Below are 19,214 nucleotides of genomic sequence, written 5' to 3' on the forward strand. Positions count from 1 at the left end.
AAGGTGTTGCTGGGTGCGTTGGCGCTCGACTTCAGTCGGCTGCCGCTGTTGTTCGAATCGCCCCTGTCTGGACGCAGAGTAGGACGAAGCCTAGGATGGGCTCAATGGCCTATTTCACTGAAGCGATGACTATTTTCAGTTTCATTCAGTGAGTAAATTTATTGTCGAGAAATCACATGCCTGATTCCATTGAGCGGAATGAAAACAAAAATGAAGTCGGTGTCGGGGCTGTGTCCAGACTGTTTGCGGTATTGCGCAGCCTGGGTGACACCGTCGAGGGCGGGGAGCGAGTGACGCAACTGGCGCAGCGCATCGGGCTGTCGCAACCGACCACCCACCGCTTGTTGCGCAGTTTGATGGACGAAGGCATGGTCGAGCAGGATGCACGCAGTAAACGCTATCGCCTGAGCCTGGAGTTTTTCGCGTTGGCGGCGCGGGCCGGCAACACCGGAAACCTGCGCGAACTGGTGCGGCCGTCGTTGTTGCGGCTGTCGGCTTCGTTGGGGGATTCGTTGTTTTTGCTGGCGCGCAGCGGCTTTGATGCGATCTGTCTGGACCGCAGCGAAGGGCCGTTTCCGATTCGCACCTTTACCGGCGATATCGGTGGGCGGGTGGCGCTGGGTGTGGGGCAGGGCAGCCTGGCGATTCTGGCGTTTCTGCCGGAGGAGGAGCGCGATACGGTGATCCATTACAACTTGCCGCGGCTCAAGGATTTTCACCTGTACGACGAGGTGTTCCTGCGTTCGGAAGTCGAGAATGTGCGCACGCTGGGTTACGCCGGGCGCAACACTGGCGTGCTGCAAGGCATGGCCGGGGTGGCAGTGCCGATTCTGGATCGCGAGGGGCGGGCCGTGGCGGCGTTGAGCGTAGCCACGGTGAGTGATCGCCTGGGGCCGGACCGTTTGCCGACGGTGGTGGAGATGCTCAAGCGCGAAGCGGCGTTGATCGGGCCGCGGATCAATCCGTTTGATCCGTTGTTGCGCAGGCCTTCGCAAGTGTTCGGGCAGGGCTGAACACATCCCTCACATCATCGCTCCCACAGGGGGATCGGTGGTGTGGTCAGAACTGGGTGGTCTGCTTGAGCATCTGCGCCGCCGGTGTATCGCTCGGGCTGACCATCGCATAGTTGTAACCGGCGCCGGACCAATACTCGGCCTGTAATTCACCATCGCTGCGACTGCCCCGAGGCAGCAGGTTGTTTTTCGGCCCGGGTGGTCGCACGTAGAAGCTGATCTTGTGCCCGCCCTGATCCTCGTAAACCACCATCGCCGCCGGCCCTTGCTCGGTGCTGAGCAAGCGGCCGCTGACCGGTTTGAAGCCTGAGCCCGACAGGTCCGGCAGGCGATTGGCGTGAGAGAAATAGCGGTCGAGCCAACCCTGCATGTCGCCGTCGTCGCTGACCTTGTAGTCGGCCGGCAGGATGCCTTGCTGGGCGATCAAACGGTAAGCCTGCATCGCATCGGTCATCGGCGGTGGCGCGCTGACCAGCGTCATTTCCCGCGCCTGCCAGCCGCTCAATCCGCCCACGCTGACGGCGATCAACAGCACCGCAGCGCTGGCCAGATGACGGCGGGACTGGCGTCTGATTCGTTGGCGGATCAACGCCGGGTCGAGGTCCGGGTTGGCCGTGTAGTGCAACGCGCCGCTCATGGCCGCGCGCAGTTGTTGGGCGTCCTGCTGCCAGTCGCGCACTTGCGCGGCGGTTTCCGGATTGCTCGCCAGGTAGGTTTCCATCAGGCGTCGGTCGGCGTCGTTGAGTTGATGATCGACGTAGGCGTGCAGGTCGCGTTCGCTCGGGGGCATGCTGATCATTTGAGTATCCGCAGAGAAGGGCTGGTGATTTCGCCGTCGCTGAGTTGGCGCAGGGCCTGACGGGCGCGGGACAGGCGGGACATCACGGTGCCGGTCGGGACGTCGAGAATCTCGGCGACCTCTTTATAACTCAAACCTTCCACCGACACCCAGAGCAGCAGCGCGCGCTGTTCAGTGGTGAGCTGGTCGAAGGCTTGCAGGGTGGATTGGGCAATCACGGTGCGTTCTACCGACGGCTCGGCATCGTCACGGCCGGTAAAGAATTCGAGCATCCGCGCGTAACGCCGGGTGCGCCGATGAGCGTCGAGAAATTGCCGGTAAAGAATAGAAAACAGCCAGGCGCGCAAATCGCCCTCGGCACGTTTGTCGCCCCAACTCGACAGGGCGCGCTCCAGGCTCGACTGCACCAGATCGTCTGCGCTGCTGGGATTGCGTGTCAACGACACGGCAAACCGGCGCAGTCTGGGAATGATTTCTCTGAGTTGTTCGTCGATATCGTTCATGAAGTTCTGACTAGTCACTACGCTGTGGTGAGTGTCAGGGAGACGCCCGCCATTGGAGGTTATTCCACGCCTGAAAAAATAAATACCGGGCGATGGAATAAAGCGGTGTGGCGTACGTCTGCTTGGTTCTTCTCACTTGTGGCCGATGGCCCTGGAGTCATTCATGGTAGATCGCTCATCACCGCCCACCCGGCCACCCTTGAGTGCCGCGAGCCGGGCATTTCGCCTGGCCGGCATTGCTGTGGTCGTCGCTGTTTTGGCCGGGGCTTTTGCCTACGTCAACGGCACACTCGACCCACAGCGCTTGACGCCGAAAAAGCTGATCAATGTGCTGGAAACCAACAACGGCGTGCACCCGGGGTTTCGCCGTAACCACTCCAAAGGGGTGTGCGTGATCGGGCATTTCGAGAGCAGTGGCGAGGCACGCAGCTATTCCAGCGCCCAGGTCTTCAGCGAGCCGCAGACCCCGGTGGTCGGGCGTTTCGCATTGCCTGCGGGCAATCCCTACGCGCCTGACAACAGCGTGCCGATCCGCAGCATGGCGTTGCGTTTCACCCAGGCTAACGGTCAGCAATGGCGCACCGGGATGAACAGCATGCCGGTGTTCCCGGTGGGCACGCCTGAAGCGTTTTATCAATTGCAGCAAGCGCAATCGCCGGACCCGGCCACCGGCAAGCCGAACCCCGCGGCGGTTCCGGCCTTCTTTGGCGCTCACCCGGAAGCCGCGCCGTTCCTGGCCTGGATCAAGACTGCCAAGCCGTCAGCCAGTTATGCGACGGAGACCTACAACAGTGTCAACGCGTTTTACCTGGTGAACGCGGCCGGTCAGCGCCAAGCGGTGCGTTGGAGCATGACGCCGATTGCTCAGGATGCGGCGGGTGCCACGGCGCCTGAAGGGGCTGACTTCCTGGAAAAAGACCTGGTTCAACGTTTGTCCGCCGGGCCGCTGCGTTGGCAGTTGAACATCACCCTGGCGAACGCCGGTGATCCGGTCAACGACGCCAGCAAGGCCTGGCCTGACGGCCGCAAAGTGGTGAACGCCGGCACCTTGGTGCTGGAACGCACGCAACCGCAACTCGACGGCGAATGCCGTGACATCAACTACGACCCCCTCGTATTACCGGCCGGTATCGAAGGTTCCGACGACCCATTGCTCGCCGCGCGCTCGGCGGGGTACGCCAGTTCCTACCTGCGCCGCACCAGTGAAGTCAAACAGTTGCCTGCCGCCAACGCTAAACAGGAGGCTCATCAATGAGCGCTCAACCTAACCATTTCGCACCGTTGGCGCGGCTGCTGCATTGGCTGATGGCGCTGATGATCATTGCCATGCTGTTTATCGGCGCGGGCATGGTGGCCTCGGTGTCCGAGCGGCATGAATGGCTGATCCATCTGCACAAACCCTTGGGCATCGCGATTCTGTTGCTGGTGATTGTGCGGCTGGTGGTGCGTTTTTCCACGCAGCAACCCCCGTTGCCGGCGGACTTGCCCGGTTGGCAGGTGATAGCGGCAAAGGCTTCGCATGTTTTGCTGTACGCGTTGATGCTGATTTTGCCGCTGCTGGGCTGGGCGATGATCTCGGCGGCGGGGGACCCGGTGATGCTCAGCAATTCGATTCAGTTGCCGTCGATCCTGCCGGCCAATGCACAGATGTTTGCGTTTCTGCGCAAGGCTCATGGGTATCTGGCGTATCTGCTGTTTCTAACCGTGCTGTTGCATCTGGCAGCAGCGTTGTTTCACGGTTGGGTGCGACGTGATGAGGTGCTGGATAGCATGTTGCGCGGGAAGGATCGCTGATGACCTGTAGCAGCTGGCGCAGCCTGCGTTCGGCTGCGAAGCGGTCGTAATTCGGACACCTCGGTTGATATGAAAGACCGCGGTGTTTGGTTTTACGACTGCTTCGCAGCCGGACGCAGCCTTCGGCAGCTGCTACATGGACCGCGTTGTCAGCGAAGGGTATCGATCATATCGGCAACGGTCGTCAGCACGTCCTTGCCTAATTGCTTGGAGCGCTTGCCCGACCAACCAGTCAGCGCGTTAGGCGCGTCGTTGTTGTCCTTGAAGGGCATTTCCAGGGTCAGCGACAGGCAGTCGAACTTCTGACCGACACTGTTGCAAGCCAGCGTCATGTTGGCCTTGCCCGGTTCGTCGCGGGTGTAGCCGTGCTTGGTCTGGAAGTCCTTGGTCAGGTGTTTCAGGTGATCGCGGAAATGGGTTTCGAGTTTTTCGATCCGCGGCGTGTAGCCCGGGTTGCCTTCGCAGCCGGCGGTGAACACGTAGGGGATTTCTTCATCGCCATGGATGTCGAGGAACAAGTCGACGCCGTGCTTTTCCATTTGTTGCTGAACGAACAGCACTTCCGGGCTGATTTCCTGGCTGGCGCTCTGCCAGGCGCGGTTCAGGTCCTGGCCCATGGCGTTGGTGCGCAGGTGACCGTGGAAGGCTCCGTCCGGGTTCATGTTCGGCACCAGGTACAGGTCGGCGCTGGCCAGCAGTTTGTTCAGGACCGGGTCGTCGTGCTTTTCCAGACGTTCGATCACGCCTTCCATGAACCACTCGGCCATGTGTTCGCCGGGGTGTTGCTGGGCAATCATCCAGACCTTGCGCTGACCTTCGGCGCCGGTGCCTTTACGCAATAACTGGATGTCACGACCTTCCGCGCTTTTGCCGGTCGCCAGCAGCTCGGCGCCGGCCTTGGTCTGCGCCTGTTCGATCAGCCAGTCATGACGGCCACGGCTGTAGGGTTCGAAATAGGCAAACCAGGCGTGGGTGGCCGTGGCTTCGAGGCTGAAACGCAGGCAGTCGCCTTCGAAGATGGTCGGCACGCGGAACCAGTTGACGTGGTCGTAGGACGCCACGGCCTGATAACCGTCCCAGGCCTTGTTATACGAGGACTTGCTGGCATTGTTCAGTCGAAACCAGTGCTCTTGACCGACGTGCAGACCGCTGGCCTTGAAATGGAACCACTGGAAATGTTGGCTGCGGGTGTCGGGTTTGATGGCGAGCAGGGCTTGAAGTGGATTGCTGATGTCCAGCACTTCAATGTTGCCGCTGTCGAAATTGGCGCTGATGTCGAAAGAAGATTTAGCCACGGTCATAGTCGATTCCTGAATATGATTTTTATGGCTGCTACTTTACACGCTGGGAGGGGAAAAACCGGGGGAAATTGCGGGGTAAAAGGGGGGCGTCTTCCTTGACGCAGACGCAGCTTAGAGACTGTGCTAGTGATTCTCAAGTGCTATTTTTCTTTAGTTTGGGCCAATGATGCCGGGCTTCTCTTGCCAATGGATACTCTTTTGATATCATCCGCTCCAATCGAATTCGCAACACCTGAAGACTTCATTAGCCTGAAGCCAAAGCCAGAATAACTGGCAAAAAAAAGACCCGGCAAAAAGCCGGGTCAAAAACCGTGATTAGCCTGATGAGGAGATAGTCCAGGAGACCGACCTAAGGTCTCTTGGTCCATCGACTGATCTCGCGATCAGCTGAATGCAATAATAATCATTCTCGTTTGCAAGTCAAATGATTTTATCTGCGCGATTGGAAAATTCTTTCCCGTCTTCCTCAGCAGAGCGTCCGACTCAAACGCTCTGATGCCCTTGTAAAGAGCGATCAATCATCGCCTTGGCCATGTCGATCATATGCACCGTCGAAAAGGCCAGATCGCGCCTTGCGCCGTTCAGGTTGCTGGCCGACTCGTAGGCCGTCGCCGCGGCACACCGCAACAGATCCGACGCATGCACCAGCGCCTCTTCACCGCTGACGGCAGGGTTCACATCAAAAAATCGCTCCTCGACCACCGCTTCTGACACAGTTGGTTTCAAGTAATAGTCCAAGGCTTTTTGCGCGGCGGCGTTGCCTTTGGGCGAGGTGAGGGTGGTGTCCATTTGCATATCCGACAGGTCATTGCTGGGTAACGTCATGGCGATGGCAAGCTCCGTGATAGATTCAGATCCGTGAAACAATCCTAGTACGAACTGTATTTGTGACGAGAATTTAAATACTACAATTTGTGTTTTGTTGCTCGGAGTCCGCGACGTATCGTGCCGCCCATGGATAAATGGATTGAGTTGGTCAAAGCCAAGATGAGTGAACTCAAAGTCACTCAGGAAGTACTCGCCGATCGCCTCGGGATGTCCCAGGGTGGCGTGGGTCATTGGCTGAATAAACGCCGTCAGCCGAGCATCGAAGACATGAATCGTGTCTTGCGCGCGCTCGGGATGGATTTTCTGGAAGTGGCAATGGTGATCCGGGAGCCCGTGGTGCTGCAGGACGACGAGATGTCCCTGACGCACAAGTACAACCCGTACTTCCGTTACCCGGTCAGTGACTGGCGCCTGCCTGCCGAGGTGCGTGACGGTGAGCTCTCGGTCTACGGCAAGCCGCGATTCGAACTGACCGATTACCACGCTCAGGGCGCGGCCTTCTGGCTCGAAGTGGTCGGCGACGCTATGACCGCGCCGAGCGGAATCAGCATTGCCGAGGGCATGATGATCCTGGTGGACCCGGCCATTGTGCCGGAACCCGGAAAACTGGTGATCGCGCAATGGGCGGACAGCGTCGAAGCGATCTTTCGCAAGCTGATCGAGGAGGGCGGGCAGCGTTACCTGGTCCCGCTCAATCCGACGTATCCGAAAGCCCTGTTCACCGAAGAGTGTCGAATCCTCGGTGTAGTGGTTCAGGCAACGGCTAAATTCTAGTCAGATCGGTCCTCGTAATGCGTAGGACCGATCTTCATTTCACGCTTCTTCCAGTTCGACCAACGCACTGCCTTCGCTGACCATATCGCCTTCCTGGCAATACAGCGCCTTGATCACCCCGGCGTGAGGCGCGCGAATGCTGTGCTCCATCTTCATTGCTTCCAGCACCACCAGTTGCGCCCCGGCTTCGACCGTTTGCCCTGCCTCGACCAGTACGCGCACGATACTGCCGTTCATGGGCGCGGTGAGCCCACCTTGATGGCTGTGGCTGGCTTCGACGGCACTGATCGGGTCGTAGGCCTCGATGCGGCGCAATTCACCTTCCCATTGCAGATACACCACCTCGCCACGACGGATTGCCCGGTGCTGGCGACGCACGCCGTCGTGTTCGGTCAGCAACTGCTCACCCTTGAGCTGTGCGGTGTGGGTGTCAACGTTACCCAGCGTCAGCGCCCGGTCCTGTCCTTCGCAACTCAAGTGAAGGGTGATTTCTCTCGGCAGTCCCGCCCGGAAACCATTGCCCACAGCCCAAGGCGAACTCAGGTCATCAGCCCGCGGAGTACCCGGCTGGCTCTGCGCAAACGCCTGGGCGGCGGCTTGCCAAAACTCATCACTGAGGTCCGCAGGCTCTGGCAACAATTGCTCCTGATAACGCGGAATAAACCCGGTATCCAGTTGCGCCGCAGCGAATGCCGGGTGAGCGATGATCCGGCGCAGGAAGTTGATGTTGGTCTTCAGCCCGCCGATCGCAAACTCATCGAGCATGCTCAACAATCGCAGTCGCGCCTGTTCACGGTCCTCGCCCCAGGCAATCAACTTGCCGAGCATCGGGTCGTAGAACGGCGAAATCTCATCGCCTTCTTCGACGCCGCTGTCGACCCGACGTCCCGGGCCTTCGGCTGATTCGCGATACAGCGCCAGGCGCCCGGTGGCCGGCAGGAAATCATGGCTTGGGTCTTCGGCATACAGCCGCACTTCAATCGCATGGCCGATCAACGGAACCTGTTCTTGAGTCATCGGCAACGCTTCACCGCGCGCCACACGAATCTGCCACGCCACCAGATCGAGGCCAGTGATCGCTTCGGTCACCGGGTGCTCGACCTGCAGACGCGTGTTCATCTCCATGAAGAAAAACTCGCCGCGCGAATCCAGCAAAAACTCCACGGTGCCGGCGCCGACATAGCCGATGGCCTGCGCCGAACGCACGGCGGCTTCGCCCATGGCGCGACGCAGTTCCGGGCTCAAGCCGGGAGCGGGCGCTTCTTCGACGACTTTCTGATGGCGACGCTGAATCGAGCAGTCACGTTCATTGAGGTACAGGCAGTTACCGTGCTGATCGGCGAACACCTGGATCTCCACATGACGCGGCTTGAGCAGGTATTTCTCCACCAGCATCCGCGAATCGCCAAACGAGGATTTTGCCTCGCGTTGCGCCGAGGCCAGGGCTTCGGCCAACTGACTGACGTCCTCGACCACTTTCATGCCTTTACCACCGCCGCCCGCCGTGGCCTTGAGCAGCACCGGATAACCGATGCGTTCGCAGGCGTCGCGGAAGGTGTCGAAGTCCTGGGCTTCGCCGTGATAGCCAGGCACGAGGGGCACGCCAGCGGTTTCCATCAAGGCTTTCGCGGCGGACTTGCTGCCCATCGCGTCAATGGCCGAGGCGGGCGGGCCGAGGAAGATCAGGCCGGCGTCTTCAATGGCACGGGCGAACCCGGCGTTCTCGGACAAAAAGCCATAACCGGGATGAATCGCCTGAGCGCCGCTGGCCTTGGCCGCCGCGATCAGTTTATCGATTTGCAGGTAACTGTCAGCGGCTTTGCTGCCGCCGAGGTCGACGCGGATATCCGCTTCGCGGCTGTGTCGGGCTTCACGGTCAGTGGCGCTGTGCACGGCCACGGTGGTCAGGCCCAGGGCTTTGGCGGTACGCATGACCCGGCAGGCGATTTCGCCACGGTTGGCCACCAGCAGGGTGGTGAGAACAGGTGCGCTCATCAACGCGGCTCCTTGGTGGTGGTCGGGGCTTGCCAGCTCGGCGGACGCTTCTGCAGAAAGGCGCGCAGGCCCTCCTGGCCTTCGGGGCTGACGCGGATGCGGGCGATGGCATTCTCGGTGTAACGACGTAGCGCCGGGGTCAGCGCGCCGTTGCCGACTTCGCGCAGCAAATCCTTGCTGACGCGCATGGCGGCCGGGCTGTTGAGCAGCAGGTTGTCGATCCACTTTTCCACGTTCTGTTCCAGCTCAGCGACCGGATAGCTCTCCGATAACAGGCCTATCTCCCGCGCCCGTTGGCCGCCGAAACGCTCGGCGGTCAGCGCATAGCGACGTGCCGCGTGTTCGCCAATGGCTTGCACCACGAATGGGCTGATGACCGCCGGCGCCAGGCCGATGCGTACTTCCGACAGGCAAAACTGCGCGTCATCGGCGCCAATCGCCATGTCGCAGCAACTGATCAGGCCCAGCGCGCCGCCATAAGCCGCGCCCTGAACCACGGCCAGGGTCGGGATTTTCAGTTTGGCGAGGTTGTACATCAACTCCGCCAGTTCCCGGGCGTCGTCGAGGTTGGTGTGGTAATCGAGCTCGGCCGATTGCTGCATCCAGGCCAGGTCGGCACCGGCGCTGAAATGCTTGCCGCGGCCGCGCACCAGCAGAAACCGCAGGCTGGCATCGGTCGACACCTTGTCCAGGGCGAGGATCAGTTCGCGGATCATCTCGGCGTTGAACGCGTTGTTCTTTTCTTCACGGCTGAGCCACAGGGTCGCGAAACCTCGTGGGTCGGTCAGCAGTTCGAGGGTGTTGAAGTCGCTCATGATTTTCTCCCGATCACATCCGGAACACGCCGAAGCGGCTCGGTTCGATTGGCGCGTTCAGCGACGCAGACAAGGCCAGGGCCAACACGTCGCGGGTTTGCGCCGGGTCGATGACACCGTCGTCCCACAGCCGTGCGCTGGAGTAGTAAGGGTGGCCCTGTTCTTCGTATTGATCGAGGATCGGCTGCTTGATCTCGGCTTCCTGCTCGGCGCTGAAACCCTGGCCACTGCGCTCGGCTTGCTCGCGTTTGACCTGGACCAACACGCCTGCCGCCTGTTCGGCGCCCATCACGCCGATGCGCGCGTTCGGCCACATCCACAGGAAGCGCGGATCGTAAGCGCGGCCGCACATGCCGTAGTTACCGGCGCCAAAACTGCCGCCAATGATCACCGTGAATTTAGGCACCTTGGCGCACGCCACCGCGGTCACCAGTTTTGCGCCGTGCTTGGCGATGCCGCCGGCCTCGTATTTCTGGCCGACCATGAAACCGGTGATGTTTTGCAGGAACAGCAACGGAATGCCGCGCTGGCAGGCGAGTTCGATGAAGTGCGCGCCTTTCTGCGCGGCTTCGGCGAACAGGATGCCGTTGTTGGCAAGGATCGCGATCGGGTAACCGTGCAGATGCGCGAAGCCGCACACCAGCGTGGTCCCGAACAGCGCTTTGAATTCGTCGAACACCGACCCGTCGACCAGCCGCGAGATCACTTCGCGCACATCGAACGGTTGCTTGGCGTCGGCCGAGACCACGCCGTACAACTCGTCGCTGGCGTAGAGCGGGGCGATCGGCGTGCGAAGTTGCAGTTCGCCGAGTTTGCGCCAGTTGAGGTTGGCAACGCTGCGTCGCGCAATGGCCAGGGCATGTTCGTCGCTCTCGGCGTAGTGGTCGGCGACACCGGAAATCTTGCAGTGCACATCGGCCCCGCCGAGGTCTTCGGCGCTGACCACTTCACCCGTCGCCGCTTTTACCAACGGCGGACCAGCAAGGAAAATGGTGGCCTGCTGGCGCACCATGATCGCTTCGTCAGCCATCGCTGGCACGTAAGCGCCACCGGCGGTGCAGGAGCCCATGACCACCGCGATTTGCGGAATGCCCATGGCGCTCATGTTGGCCTGGTTAAAGAAGATCCGCCCAAAATGCTCACGGTCCGGAAACACTTCATCCTGACGCGGCAGGTTGGCGCCGCCGGAGTCCACCAGATAGATGCACGGCAAGCGGTTTTGCTGAGCGATAGTCTGCGCGCGCAGGTGTTTTTTCACGGTCAGCGGGTAATACGAGCCACCTTTCACGGTTGCGTCGTTGGCGACGATCATGCACTCGACGCCTTCCACGCGGCCGATCCCGGCAATTACGCCAGCCGCCGGAACGTCTTCGCCGTACACCGCGTAGGCCGCCAGTTGGCTGATCTCGAGAAACGGCGAGCCCGGATCGAGCAGGCGATTGATCCGCTCACGCGGCAGCAATTTGCCCCGCGATGTATGACGCTCTTGCGCCTTCGGGCCGCCACCTTGCTGCACTTGGGCGAGCAGGGTGTGCAGGGCGTCGACCTGTTTGAGCATCGCCGCGCTGTTGGCCGCGAACTCCGCCGAACGGGGGTTGAGCTGGGTATGCAGGATAGCCATGGACAGCTCCGTTTAGCGGGTTTCGTTGAACAGTTCGCGACCGATCAGCATGCGACGAATCTCACTGGTGCCGGCGCCGATTTCGTACAGCTTGGCGTCACGCAGCAGACGACCCGCCGGGAATTCGTTGATGTAGCCGTTGCCGCCAAGAATCTGGATCGCGTCGAGGGCCATTTGCGTGGCGCGTTCGGCGCTGTAGAGGATCACGCCGGCGGCGTCCTTGCGGGTGGTTTCGCCACGCTCGCAGGCCTGGGCCACCGCATACAAGTAGGCGCGGCTGGCGTTGAGTTGGGTGTACATGTCGGCGACTTTGCCCTGGATCAGCTGGAACTCGCCGATGCTTTGGCCGAATTGCTTGCGGTCATGGATGTACGGAACGATCAGGTCCATGCAGGCTTGCATGATGCCGGTCGGGCCGCCGGACAGCACGACGCGTTCGTAGTCGAGTCCGCTCATCAGCACTTTCACGCCGCCGTTGAGCATGCCGAGGATGTTTTCTTCCGGTACCTCGACGTCATCGAAGAACAGCTCGCAGGTGTTGGAGCCGCGCATGCCGAGCTTGTCGAATTTGTTGCTGCGGCTGAAGCCTTTCCAGTCACGTTCGACGATGAATGCGGTGATGCCGTGGGGACCTTTTTCCAGGTCGGTCTTGGCGTAGATCACGTAGGTGTTGGCGTCCGGACCGTTGGTGATCCAGGTTTTGCTGCCGTTGAGAACGTAGTGATCGCCACGTTTATCGGCGCGAAGTTTCATCGACACCACGTCGGAACCGGCATTCGGTTCGCTCATGGCCAGGGCGCCGATGTGTTCGCCGCTGATCAGCTTGGGCAAGTACTTGGTTTTCTGTTCGTGATTGCCGTTGCGGTTGATCTGGTTGACGCAGAGGTTGGAATGCGCGCCGTAGGACAGGGCGACCGACGCCGAGCCGCGGCTGATTTCTTCCATGATCACTACGTGCGCCAGATAGCCCAGGCCAGCACCGCCGTATTCTTCCGGCACGGTAACGCCGAGCAGGCCCATGTCGCCGAATTTGCGCCACAGGTCGGCCGGGAACAGATTGTCGATGTCGATCTGAGCGGCGCGCGGGGCGATCTCTTTGGCGACGAAGGACTGAACCTGATCGCGCAACATATCGATGGTTTCACCGAGGGCAAAGTTCAGGGATGGGTAGCTCATGGGTCACCTTTTGGCTTTTTTGTAGGGTGGGGAGGGCAGTGTTTCGGCTCTCACCTTTACGTTAACGTAAGCCTGTGACGAATGGCTGTCAATCACCCTTTACGTTAACGTCAACTTGAGCGACAGTAGGGCCAGTTCATAGAAGGCGAGCCAACCCTGTGGAGGCCGCCCAACACCCACTAATAAAGACAATAGGGGTCGTCATGGATCAACCCAGTGCAAGCCCGCAGCGCAGCTATACCCGTGGTTCCCAGAACAAAGTGTTGTTAGCGATGACCATCGGCGAGAAGTTCGATCAGACCGTCACGCAATATCCGGACGGGGAGGCGCTGGTCGTGCGCCATCAGCAGTTGCGCTACACCTGGCAGCAACTGGCCGATGCCGTCGACCTGCACGCCAGAGCCCTGTTGGCGCTGGGCTTGCAGGCCGGCGACCGCCTCGGTATCTGGGCCCCGAATTGCGCGCAGTGGTGCATCAGCCAGTTTGCCAGCGCGAAGATCGGCGTGATCCTGGTCAACATTAATCCGGCCTATCGCAGCTCCGAACTCGAATACGTGCTGAAGCAATCCGGCTGCCAATGGCTGGTCTGCGCCGGTGCTTTCAAGACCTCCGACTATCACGGCATGCTGCAAGGCCTGGTGCCTGAATTGGCGGAGCAATCCATCGGAAAGCTACACAGCGAACGCCTGCCGGAATTGCGCGGCGTCATCAGCCTGGATGCGCAACCACCGTCGGGTTTCCTGCCGTGGTCGCAATTGGGCGATCTCGCTGCCAGCGTGTCCGCTGAACAATTGCGCGAACGCCAGGACAGCTTGAACTTCGACCAAGCGGTGAACATCCAGTACACCTCCGGCACCACCGGTTTCCCGAAAGGCGCGACCCTCAGTCACTACAACATTCTCAACAACGGTTACATGGTCGGTGAAAGCCTCGGGCTGACCGCCGATGATCGCTTGGTGATCCCGGTGCCGTTGTATCACTGCTTCGGCATGGTCATGGGCAATCTCGGCTGCATCACCCACGGCAGCACCATGATTTACCCCAACGATGCGTTCGATCCGCTCTTGACCCTGACCACGGTAGCCGAAGAAAAAGCCACCGCGCTCTACGGCGTGCCGACCATGTTCATCGCGATGCTTGATCAACCCAAGCGCGCCGAGTTCGATCTGTCGAGCCTGCGCACCGGGATCATGGCCGGGGCGACGTGTCCGATCGAGGTCATGCGCCGGGTCATCAGCGAGATGCACATGAGCGAAGTGCAGATTGCCTATGGCATGACAGAAACCAGCCCCGTGTCTTTGCAGACCGGTCCTTCAGACGAGCTGGAATTGCGCGTCACCACCGTCGGCCGCACCCAGCCGCAACTGGAAAGCAAGATCATCGACGAAGCGGGCAACCTGGTGCCGCGCGGCACCATTGGCGAACTGTGCACCCGCGGTTACAGCGTGATGCTCGGCTACTGGAACAATCCGCAAGGCACCGCCGAAGCCATCGATCAAGCGGGCTGGATGCACACCGGCGACCTGGCGAGCATGAACGACGAGGGTTACGTATGCATTGCCGGGCGTAACAAGGACATGATCATCCGCGGCGGTGAGAACATTTACCCGCGTGAGCTGGAAGAGTTCTTCTTCACCCACCCGGCGGTGGCGGACGTGCAGGTGATCGGGATTCCGTGTTCGCGCTATGGCGAAGAGATTGTTGCCTGGATCAAGTTCCACCCGGGCCACAGTGCGACCGAGCAAGAGCTGCAAGCCTGGTGCAAGGAACGCATCGCGCACTTCAAGACGCCGCGTTACTTCAAGTTTGTGGAAGAGTTTCCGATGACCGTGACCGGCAAGATCCAGAAATTCCGGATGCGCGAGATCAGTATCGAGGAATTGCGCGAAAAGCAGGGCTGATAAATTCTCTCTGGTGGGAGCCCGCCTGCTGGCGATAGCGGAGTGTCTGAATCACCGCAATCGCCAGCAGGCTGGCTCCCACAGGGGCGGTGGTGAAAACACAAATCGCAGAAAGCACAAAGGGGAGCCGAAGCTCCCCTTTAATTTTCGTTGCGCGTGCTCTTTTTTTATTATTGAGGGGCGGTCTGTTGTTGTTTTTAGTGACCGTGGCCCTTTACCGCTGTTTTTGTCGATCCCCATCCGGGATCAAGAGCAAACGTATTTTTTTGAGCGCTGATCTACTTTTTCGCTGAGCGATCCAACCAGTTCGGGAGCTACCTGAAGGTAGTTTTATTGTTCTCTGCCCGGTTGCGGGTTACTCCGAAAAGCACCCTGAAAAGCACATCCTCTCCAAAAAAATCTGTTAGCTGCGTCTCTGCCGTGTTGTTTTTGTTATGTCAGAGTCGTTACGTCTTATTTTTATTAGGTTTGCCGCTTTTTTTGTTCTTGTTATGCAGTAGAGATAGCAGAAGCCGTGCCAACTTTTAAAAATCGTTATAAATCAAATAGTTAAGATTTTGTCGGATTTTTCCTTCGGGCGAAACCAGACAATTTGTTTCCGTGTTACTCGCTTACGCCCCACGTTTCAGGCGCAGCGGTAACACCTCACGCCTCACTGTGCGCTACGAGCCTTGGCCACGCGCGAGCCGGTTGGTCGCCCCAGCACTGCGCAAATCTGCTGACCGGCCAGAATCAACGCGTCCAGGTCAATGCCGGTCTTAATGCCCAGGCCGTTGAGCAGGTAAACCACGTCTTCGGTGGCGACGTTGCCGCTGGCACCCTTGGCGTATGGGCAGCCGCCGAGGCCGGCGATGGAGCTGTCGAACACCGAGATGCCTTCCAGCAGGCTCGCATAGATGTTGGCCATGGCCTGGCCATAGGTGTCGTGGAAGTGCCCGGCGAGTTTTTCACGCGGCACCTCGGCCGAGACCACATCGAACATCTTGCGGGTCGCGCCGGCGGTGCCGGTGCCGATGGTGTCGCCGAGGGAGACTTCATAGCAGCCCATGGCATAGAGCTCGCGGGCGACCCGGGCGACTTGTTCCGGCGCGACGTTACCCTCGTAGGGGCAGCCCAACACGCACGACACGTAACCGCGCACGCTGACGCCGTTTTGTTTGGCCGCTTCCATGATCGGCACGAAGCGCTCCAGGCTTTCGCTGATCGAGCAATTGATGTTGCGTTGGGAAAACGCTTCGGACGCCGCCGCGAACACCGCGACTTCCTTGACCCCGGCCGTGATCGCATCCTCAAACCCGCGCAGGTTGGGGGCGAGGGCGCCATAGGTCACGCCCGGTTTGCGCTGGATCTGCGCGAACACTTCGGCGGAACCGGCCATTTGCGGCACCCACTTGGGCGAAACGAAACTGCCGACTTCTATATAGCCAAGGCCCGCTGCGGTCAGCGCGTCGACCAGTTGCACCTTGTCGGCAACGCTGATGGGTTGGGCTTCGTTTTGCAGACCGTCGCGGGGACCGACTTCGACCAGGCGTACGTGGGTGGGGAGAGGCATGGGGATTCACCTGTGATAGTGGGTGAACGACGATCTACTGTGGGAGCGGGCTTGCTCGCGAAAGCGTCAGGTCTGTCGAAATCAGTGTTGAATGACACACCGCTTTCGCGAGCAAGCCCGCTCCCACACTGGATCTTCGTACGATTATTGGACGGCCTGCTGGCTCTTGATCGTCTGCTCCAGCGCCTGGGTGCAGCGTTCCTGCGCCGTGTCCAGTTCCAGCTTCATCTGCTCGATGTCGAGCATCTGCTGCTCCAGCTGTTCGCGGCGCTCGGCGATCTTGCTCAGCATGGTTTGCAGTTGTTTCTGGTTGCCGCCGGTCGGGTCGTAGAGTTCGATCAGCTCACGGCACTCGGCCAGGGAGAAGCCAATGCGCTTGCCCCGCAGGATCAGCTTCAGGCTGACCTTGTCACGGGGCGTGTACACGCGTTCCTGGCCACGCCGCTCAGGGCTGAGCAGGCCTTGCTCTTCATAAAAGCGAATGGCCCGCGTGGTGATGTCGAGCTCGCGGGCGAGGTCGGAAATGCTATAGGTCTGGCTGCTCATGGAAGCGCTCGAAGAAGGTCATGGCGCTAAGCTAATGGCAGGTTGACGTTTACGTCAAGGGGCAGGGATCTTCATTGATATCACTGGCCTCTTCGCGGGCAAGCCCGCTCCCACAGAGATCGCGTTATACCTGTGGGAGCGGGCTTGCCCGCGAAGAACGATAACGCGGTCCAAAGCCCTAAACCTTATCGAGCTTCTTCTCATGCGCCGTCACTTGCTGGCACAACTCAATCATTTGTTCGCGCATCCAGCGGTTGGCCGGGTCCTGGTCGGTGCTTTCGTGCCAATAGAGGTGCGTTTCCACCGGCGGCACGTCGTTGACCGGCAAGTTCACCGAGTACAAGTCATGACGACGGGCAAAGCGCTCCGGCACGGTCATGACCATGTCGGTCTGCTGCAACACCTGGGACGCCATCAGGTAATGCTGCGAGCGCAGGGCGATCTTGCGCTGGATGCCCATTTTCCCCAGGGCCAGGTCGACATGCCCCAGGCCGCTGCGGCGGCTGGAAATATGAATGTGCGTCAGCGACAGATAATCATCGAGGGTGAATTTCTCCTTGCCCGCCAGCGGATGACCCTTGCGCATCGCACACACGTAGCGGTCTTCCATCAACTTGACGTGACGCACCTGAGGGTCGGTGTTGAGCGGCGCATCCACTGCGAAGTCGAGACGCCCGGCGGCCAGTTCCTTGGTGGTCTCACGGCGCTTGGACAGAAAACTTTCGATGATCACCGTCGGCGCCAGGCGGCGCAGGCGCTGGAACAGCGGCGGCAGAATGACCGCTTCGGTCAGGTCGGTCATGCTGATGCGATACGTCTTGACCGCCTGCAACGGGTTGAAGATCCGGCTTTCCTGCACCGACACGCGCAACAGGGAGAGGGCGTTACGCACCGGCCCGATGATGTTCTGCGCCATCGGCGTCGGCACCATGCCCTGCGCAGTACGCACGAACAACGGGTCGTTGAAGGTCTCGCGCAGGCGGGCCAGAGCGTTTGAGACGGCTGGCTGAGTAATGCCGACAATCTGCCCGGCGCGGGTCAGGTTGGCTTCGGTGTAGATCGCGTCGAAGACGATGAAAAGGTTGAGGTCGACCTTGCTCAGATTCATTACGCGGCTCTCTTGTTGTAGGGGCGTTTTTGGCCTTGATGATCAGCCGATCATATATCGGTGATGAATGTTAATACACGCCGAGAATAGGCTAGGTAAATTTTCGTAGCTGTTCTAGCATCGATTACATGACCTGAACAACTCCTCTGAACCCAGTCAAAAAGGTAGAGCTGCCCATGGATTTCGCTTATTCGCCCAAGGTGCAAGAACTGCGTGAGCGCGTGACCGCGTTCATGGACACCTACGTTTATCCCGCCGAAGCGGTGTTCGAGCGCCAGGTCGCCGAAGGCGATCGCTGGCAGCCGACCGCGATCATGGAAGAGCTCAAACTCAAGGCCAAGGCTGAAGGGTTGTGGAATCTGTTTCTGCCGGAGTCCGAACTCGGCGCCGGCCTGACCAACCTCGAATACGCGCCATTGGCGGAAATCATGGGCCGTTCGCTGCTCGGTCCTGAGCCTTTCAACTGCTCCGCGCCGGACACCGGCAACATGGAAGTGCTGGTGCGTTACGCCAACGAAGAGCAGAAGCAACGCTGGCTCGAACCGCTGCTGCGCGGCGAAATTCGCTCGGCGTTTGCCATGACCGAACCGGACGTCGCTTCGTCCGACGCCACCAACATGGCCGCCCGCGCTGTGCGTGATGGCGACGAGTGGGTGATCAATGGCAAGAAATGGTGGACCTCAGGTGCCTGCGACCCGCGCTGCAAGATCCTGATCTTCATGGGCCTGAGCAATCCCGACGCGCCGCGTCATGCCCAGCACTCGATGATCCTGGTGCCGGTGGATGCCCCAGGCGTGAAGATCGTTCGTCCGCTGCCGGTGTTCGGCTACGACGACGCGCCTCACGGTCACGCCGAAGTGCTGTTTGAAAACGTCCGGGTGCCGTACGAAAACGTTCTGCTGGGCGAAGGGCGCGGCTTCGAAATCGCTCAAGGTCGCCTTGGTCCTGGCCGCATTCACCACTGCATGCGTTCGATCGGCATGGCCGAACGTGCGCTGGAGTTGATGTGCAAACGTGCGGTGAGCCGTACCGCATTCGGAAAACCGCTGGCCCGTCTGGGCGGCAACATCGACAAGATCGCCGACTCGCGGATGGAAATCGACATGGCACGCCTGCTGACGTTGAAAGCGGCGTACATGATGGACACCGTCGGCAACAAAGTGGCCAAGAGCGAGATCGCGCAGATCAAAGTCGTCGCGCCGAACGTGGCCTTGCGGGTGATCGACCGGGCGATCCAGATGCATGGCGGAGCAGGGGTTTCCAACGATTTCCCGCTGGCCTACATGTATGCCATGCAGCGCACCCTGCGCCTGGCCGACGGCCCGGACGAAGTGCACCGCGCGGCGATCGGCAAGTTCGAGATCGGCAAGTACGTGCCGAAAGAGATGATGCGTAGCGGGCAGTAACCCTGTGGGCTGTTGTGGCGAGGGAGCTTGCTCCCGCTGGGGCGCGAAGCGGCCCTGAAATACGGCAACCCGGTGTTTCAGA

Annotated in this window: 17 protein-coding genes; 6 read left to right on the plus strand and 11 right to left on the minus strand. The window is 60.1% G+C overall.

Annotated features, from left to right (window positions below; genetic code table 11):
- Positions 1-176 precede the first annotated feature (176 nt).
- Positions 177-1,013: an IclR family transcriptional regulator gene (locus tag ACA060_RS10405; protein WP_109629330.1), complete on the plus strand. Its 837-nt coding sequence runs from the start codon at positions 177-179 to the stop codon at positions 1,011-1,013.
- A gap of 46 nt (positions 1,014-1,059) precedes the next feature.
- On the opposite strand, the gene ACA060_RS10410 is transcribed toward ACA060_RS10405, so the two are convergent.
- Together ACA060_RS10410 and ACA060_RS10415 are read right to left on the minus strand one after the other, a co-directional pair.
- Positions 1,060-1,812, minus strand: coding sequence for an anti-sigma factor family protein (locus tag ACA060_RS10410; RefSeq protein WP_497317045.1), 753 nt, complete (start codon positions 1,810-1,812; stop codon positions 1,060-1,062).
- Positions 1,809-2,315 carry an RNA polymerase sigma factor gene (locus ACA060_RS10415; RefSeq protein WP_109629333.1) on the minus strand — a complete coding sequence of 169 codons (507 nt, stop codon included), beginning with the start codon at positions 2,313-2,315 and terminating at the stop codon, positions 1,809-1,811. Before ACA060_RS10415 ends, ACA060_RS10410 begins: the two co-directional genes overlap by 4 nt.
- Before the next feature lie 163 nt (positions 2,316-2,478).
- Between ACA060_RS10415 and ACA060_RS10420 the strand changes: the two genes are divergently transcribed.
- Positions 2,479-3,570, plus strand: coding sequence for a catalase family peroxidase (locus ACA060_RS10420; RefSeq protein WP_109629335.1), 1,092 nt, complete (start codon positions 2,479-2,481; stop codon positions 3,568-3,570).
- Positions 3,567-4,109, plus strand: coding sequence for a cytochrome b (locus tag ACA060_RS10425; protein WP_497317047.1), 543 nt, complete (start codon positions 3,567-3,569; stop codon positions 4,107-4,109). Before ACA060_RS10420 ends, ACA060_RS10425 begins: the two co-directional genes overlap by 4 nt.
- Positions 4,110-4,258: 149 nt before the next feature.
- On the opposite strand, the gene ACA060_RS10430 is transcribed toward ACA060_RS10425, so the two are convergent.
- A complete protein-coding gene (locus ACA060_RS10430; RefSeq protein ID WP_497317049.1) occupies positions 4,259-5,410 on the minus strand; it encodes a M14 family metallopeptidase in 1,152 nt (383 codons plus the stop codon).
- 483 nt (positions 5,411-5,893) lie between these two features.
- On the minus strand, positions 5,894-6,235 hold the full coding sequence (locus tag ACA060_RS10435; protein ID WP_109629340.1) for a DUF6124 family protein: 342 nt from the start codon (positions 6,233-6,235) through the stop codon (positions 5,894-5,896).
- A gap of 129 nt (positions 6,236-6,364) precedes the next feature.
- Between ACA060_RS10435 and ACA060_RS10440 the strand changes: the two genes are divergently transcribed.
- Positions 6,365-7,012: a LexA family protein gene (locus tag ACA060_RS10440; protein WP_109629342.1), complete on the plus strand. Its 648-nt coding sequence runs from the start codon at positions 6,365-6,367 to the stop codon at positions 7,010-7,012.
- A 39-nt stretch (positions 7,013-7,051) separates the two neighbouring features.
- Here the strand turns inward: ACA060_RS10440 and ACA060_RS10445 are convergent, their stop codons facing one another.
- The 4 genes from ACA060_RS10445 to ACA060_RS10460 are packed head-to-tail and all read right to left on the minus strand — an operon-like array spanning position 7,052 to position 12,619.
- On the minus strand, positions 7,052-9,007 hold the full coding sequence (locus tag ACA060_RS10445; RefSeq protein ID WP_497317051.1) for an acetyl/propionyl/methylcrotonyl-CoA carboxylase subunit alpha: 1,956 nt from the start codon (positions 9,005-9,007) through the stop codon (positions 7,052-7,054).
- Entirely contained in the window at positions 9,007-9,822 is an 816-nt protein-coding gene (locus ACA060_RS10450; protein ID WP_497317053.1) for a gamma-carboxygeranoyl-CoA hydratase, read from the minus strand. Before ACA060_RS10450 ends, ACA060_RS10445 begins: the two co-directional genes overlap by 1 nt.
- Before the next feature lie 13 nt (positions 9,823-9,835).
- Positions 9,836-11,443, minus strand: a complete 1,608-nt coding sequence (locus tag ACA060_RS10455) for a carboxyl transferase domain-containing protein (RefSeq protein WP_109629348.1) — start codon at positions 11,441-11,443, stop codon at positions 9,836-9,838.
- Positions 11,444-11,455: 12 nt separating this feature from the next.
- Positions 11,456-12,619: an isovaleryl-CoA dehydrogenase gene (locus tag ACA060_RS10460; RefSeq protein ID WP_109629350.1), complete on the minus strand. Its 1,164-nt coding sequence runs from the start codon at positions 12,617-12,619 to the stop codon at positions 11,456-11,458.
- Between the two features lie 203 nt (positions 12,620-12,822).
- Here ACA060_RS10460 and ACA060_RS10465 point away from each other — a divergent pair, with 203 nt between their 5' ends.
- The gene (locus tag ACA060_RS10465) at positions 12,823-14,520 is read left to right on the plus strand and encodes an AMP-binding protein (RefSeq protein WP_497317054.1); all 1,698 of its coding nucleotides are present in this window, start codon (positions 12,823-12,825) and stop codon (positions 14,518-14,520) included.
- 652 nt (positions 14,521-15,172) lie between these two features.
- Here ACA060_RS10465 and ACA060_RS10470 read toward each other — a convergent pair.
- The 3 genes from ACA060_RS10470 to ACA060_RS10480 all read right to left on the minus strand — a co-directional run bounded on the left by ACA060_RS10470 (position 15,173) and on the right by ACA060_RS10480 (position 17,726).
- Positions 15,173-16,072 (minus strand): hydroxymethylglutaryl-CoA lyase, encoded by a 900-nt coding sequence (locus ACA060_RS10470; RefSeq protein ID WP_497317056.1) that lies wholly within the window; start codon positions 16,070-16,072, stop codon positions 15,173-15,175.
- A gap of 144 nt (positions 16,073-16,216) precedes the next feature.
- Complete coding sequence (locus ACA060_RS10475) at positions 16,217-16,618, minus strand: MerR family transcriptional regulator (RefSeq protein WP_109629356.1); 402 nt, start codon at positions 16,616-16,618, stop codon at positions 16,217-16,219.
- Between the two features lie 178 nt (positions 16,619-16,796).
- A complete protein-coding gene (locus ACA060_RS10480; RefSeq protein WP_008148497.1) occupies positions 16,797-17,726 on the minus strand; it encodes a LysR family transcriptional regulator in 930 nt (309 codons plus the stop codon).
- A gap of 176 nt (positions 17,727-17,902) precedes the next feature.
- On the opposite strand from ACA060_RS10480, the gene ACA060_RS10485 reads away from it, so the two are divergent.
- Positions 17,903-19,132 carry an acyl-CoA dehydrogenase gene (locus ACA060_RS10485; RefSeq protein WP_010458791.1) on the plus strand — a complete coding sequence of 410 codons (1,230 nt, stop codon included), beginning with the start codon at positions 17,903-17,905 and terminating at the stop codon, positions 19,130-19,132.
- Positions 19,133-19,214: the final 82 nt, after the last annotated feature.

This window comes from Pseudomonas sp. LBUM1671, assembly GCF_059695685.1.

Excerpts from the sequence above, each read along its gene's own strand:
- ACA060_RS10405 (WP_109629330.1), top strand. The coding sequence starts at position 177 with ATGCCTGATTCCATTGAGCGGAATGAAAACAAAAATGAAGTCGGTGTC.
- ACA060_RS10410 (WP_497317045.1), bottom strand. The coding sequence starts at position 1,812 with ATGATCAGCATGCCCCCGAGCGAACGCGACCTGCACGCCTACGTCGAT.
- ACA060_RS10415 (WP_109629333.1), bottom strand. The coding sequence starts at position 2,315 with ATGAACGATATCGACGAACAACTCAGAGAAATCATTCCCAGACTGCGC.
- ACA060_RS10420 (WP_109629335.1), top strand. The coding sequence starts at position 2,479 with ATGGTAGATCGCTCATCACCGCCCACCCGGCCACCCTTGAGTGCCGCG.
- ACA060_RS10425 (WP_497317047.1), top strand. The coding sequence starts at position 3,567 with ATGAGCGCTCAACCTAACCATTTCGCACCGTTGGCGCGGCTGCTGCAT.
- ACA060_RS10430 (WP_497317049.1), bottom strand. The coding sequence starts at position 5,410 with ATGACCGTGGCTAAATCTTCTTTCGACATCAGCGCCAATTTCGACAGC.
- ACA060_RS10435 (WP_109629340.1), bottom strand. The coding sequence starts at position 6,235 with ATGACGTTACCCAGCAATGACCTGTCGGATATGCAAATGGACACCACC.
- ACA060_RS10440 (WP_109629342.1), top strand. The coding sequence starts at position 6,365 with ATGGATAAATGGATTGAGTTGGTCAAAGCCAAGATGAGTGAACTCAAA.
- ACA060_RS10445 (WP_497317051.1), bottom strand. The coding sequence starts at position 9,007 with ATGAGCGCACCTGTTCTCACCACCCTGCTGGTGGCCAACCGTGGCGAA.
- ACA060_RS10450 (WP_497317053.1), bottom strand. The coding sequence starts at position 9,822 with ATGAGCGACTTCAACACCCTCGAACTGCTGACCGACCCACGAGGTTTC.
- ACA060_RS10455 (WP_109629348.1), bottom strand. The coding sequence starts at position 11,443 with ATGGCTATCCTGCATACCCAGCTCAACCCCCGTTCGGCGGAGTTCGCG.
- ACA060_RS10460 (WP_109629350.1), bottom strand. The coding sequence starts at position 12,619 with ATGAGCTACCCATCCCTGAACTTTGCCCTCGGTGAAACCATCGATATG.
- ACA060_RS10465 (WP_497317054.1), top strand. The coding sequence starts at position 12,823 with ATGGATCAACCCAGTGCAAGCCCGCAGCGCAGCTATACCCGTGGTTCC.
- ACA060_RS10470 (WP_497317056.1), bottom strand. The coding sequence starts at position 16,072 with ATGCCTCTCCCCACCCACGTACGCCTGGTCGAAGTCGGTCCCCGCGAC.
- ACA060_RS10475 (WP_109629356.1), bottom strand. The coding sequence starts at position 16,618 with ATGAGCAGCCAGACCTATAGCATTTCCGACCTCGCCCGCGAGCTCGAC.
- ACA060_RS10480 (WP_008148497.1), bottom strand. The coding sequence starts at position 17,726 with ATGAATCTGAGCAAGGTCGACCTCAACCTTTTCATCGTCTTCGACGCG.
- ACA060_RS10485 (WP_010458791.1), top strand. The coding sequence starts at position 17,903 with ATGGATTTCGCTTATTCGCCCAAGGTGCAAGAACTGCGTGAGCGCGTG.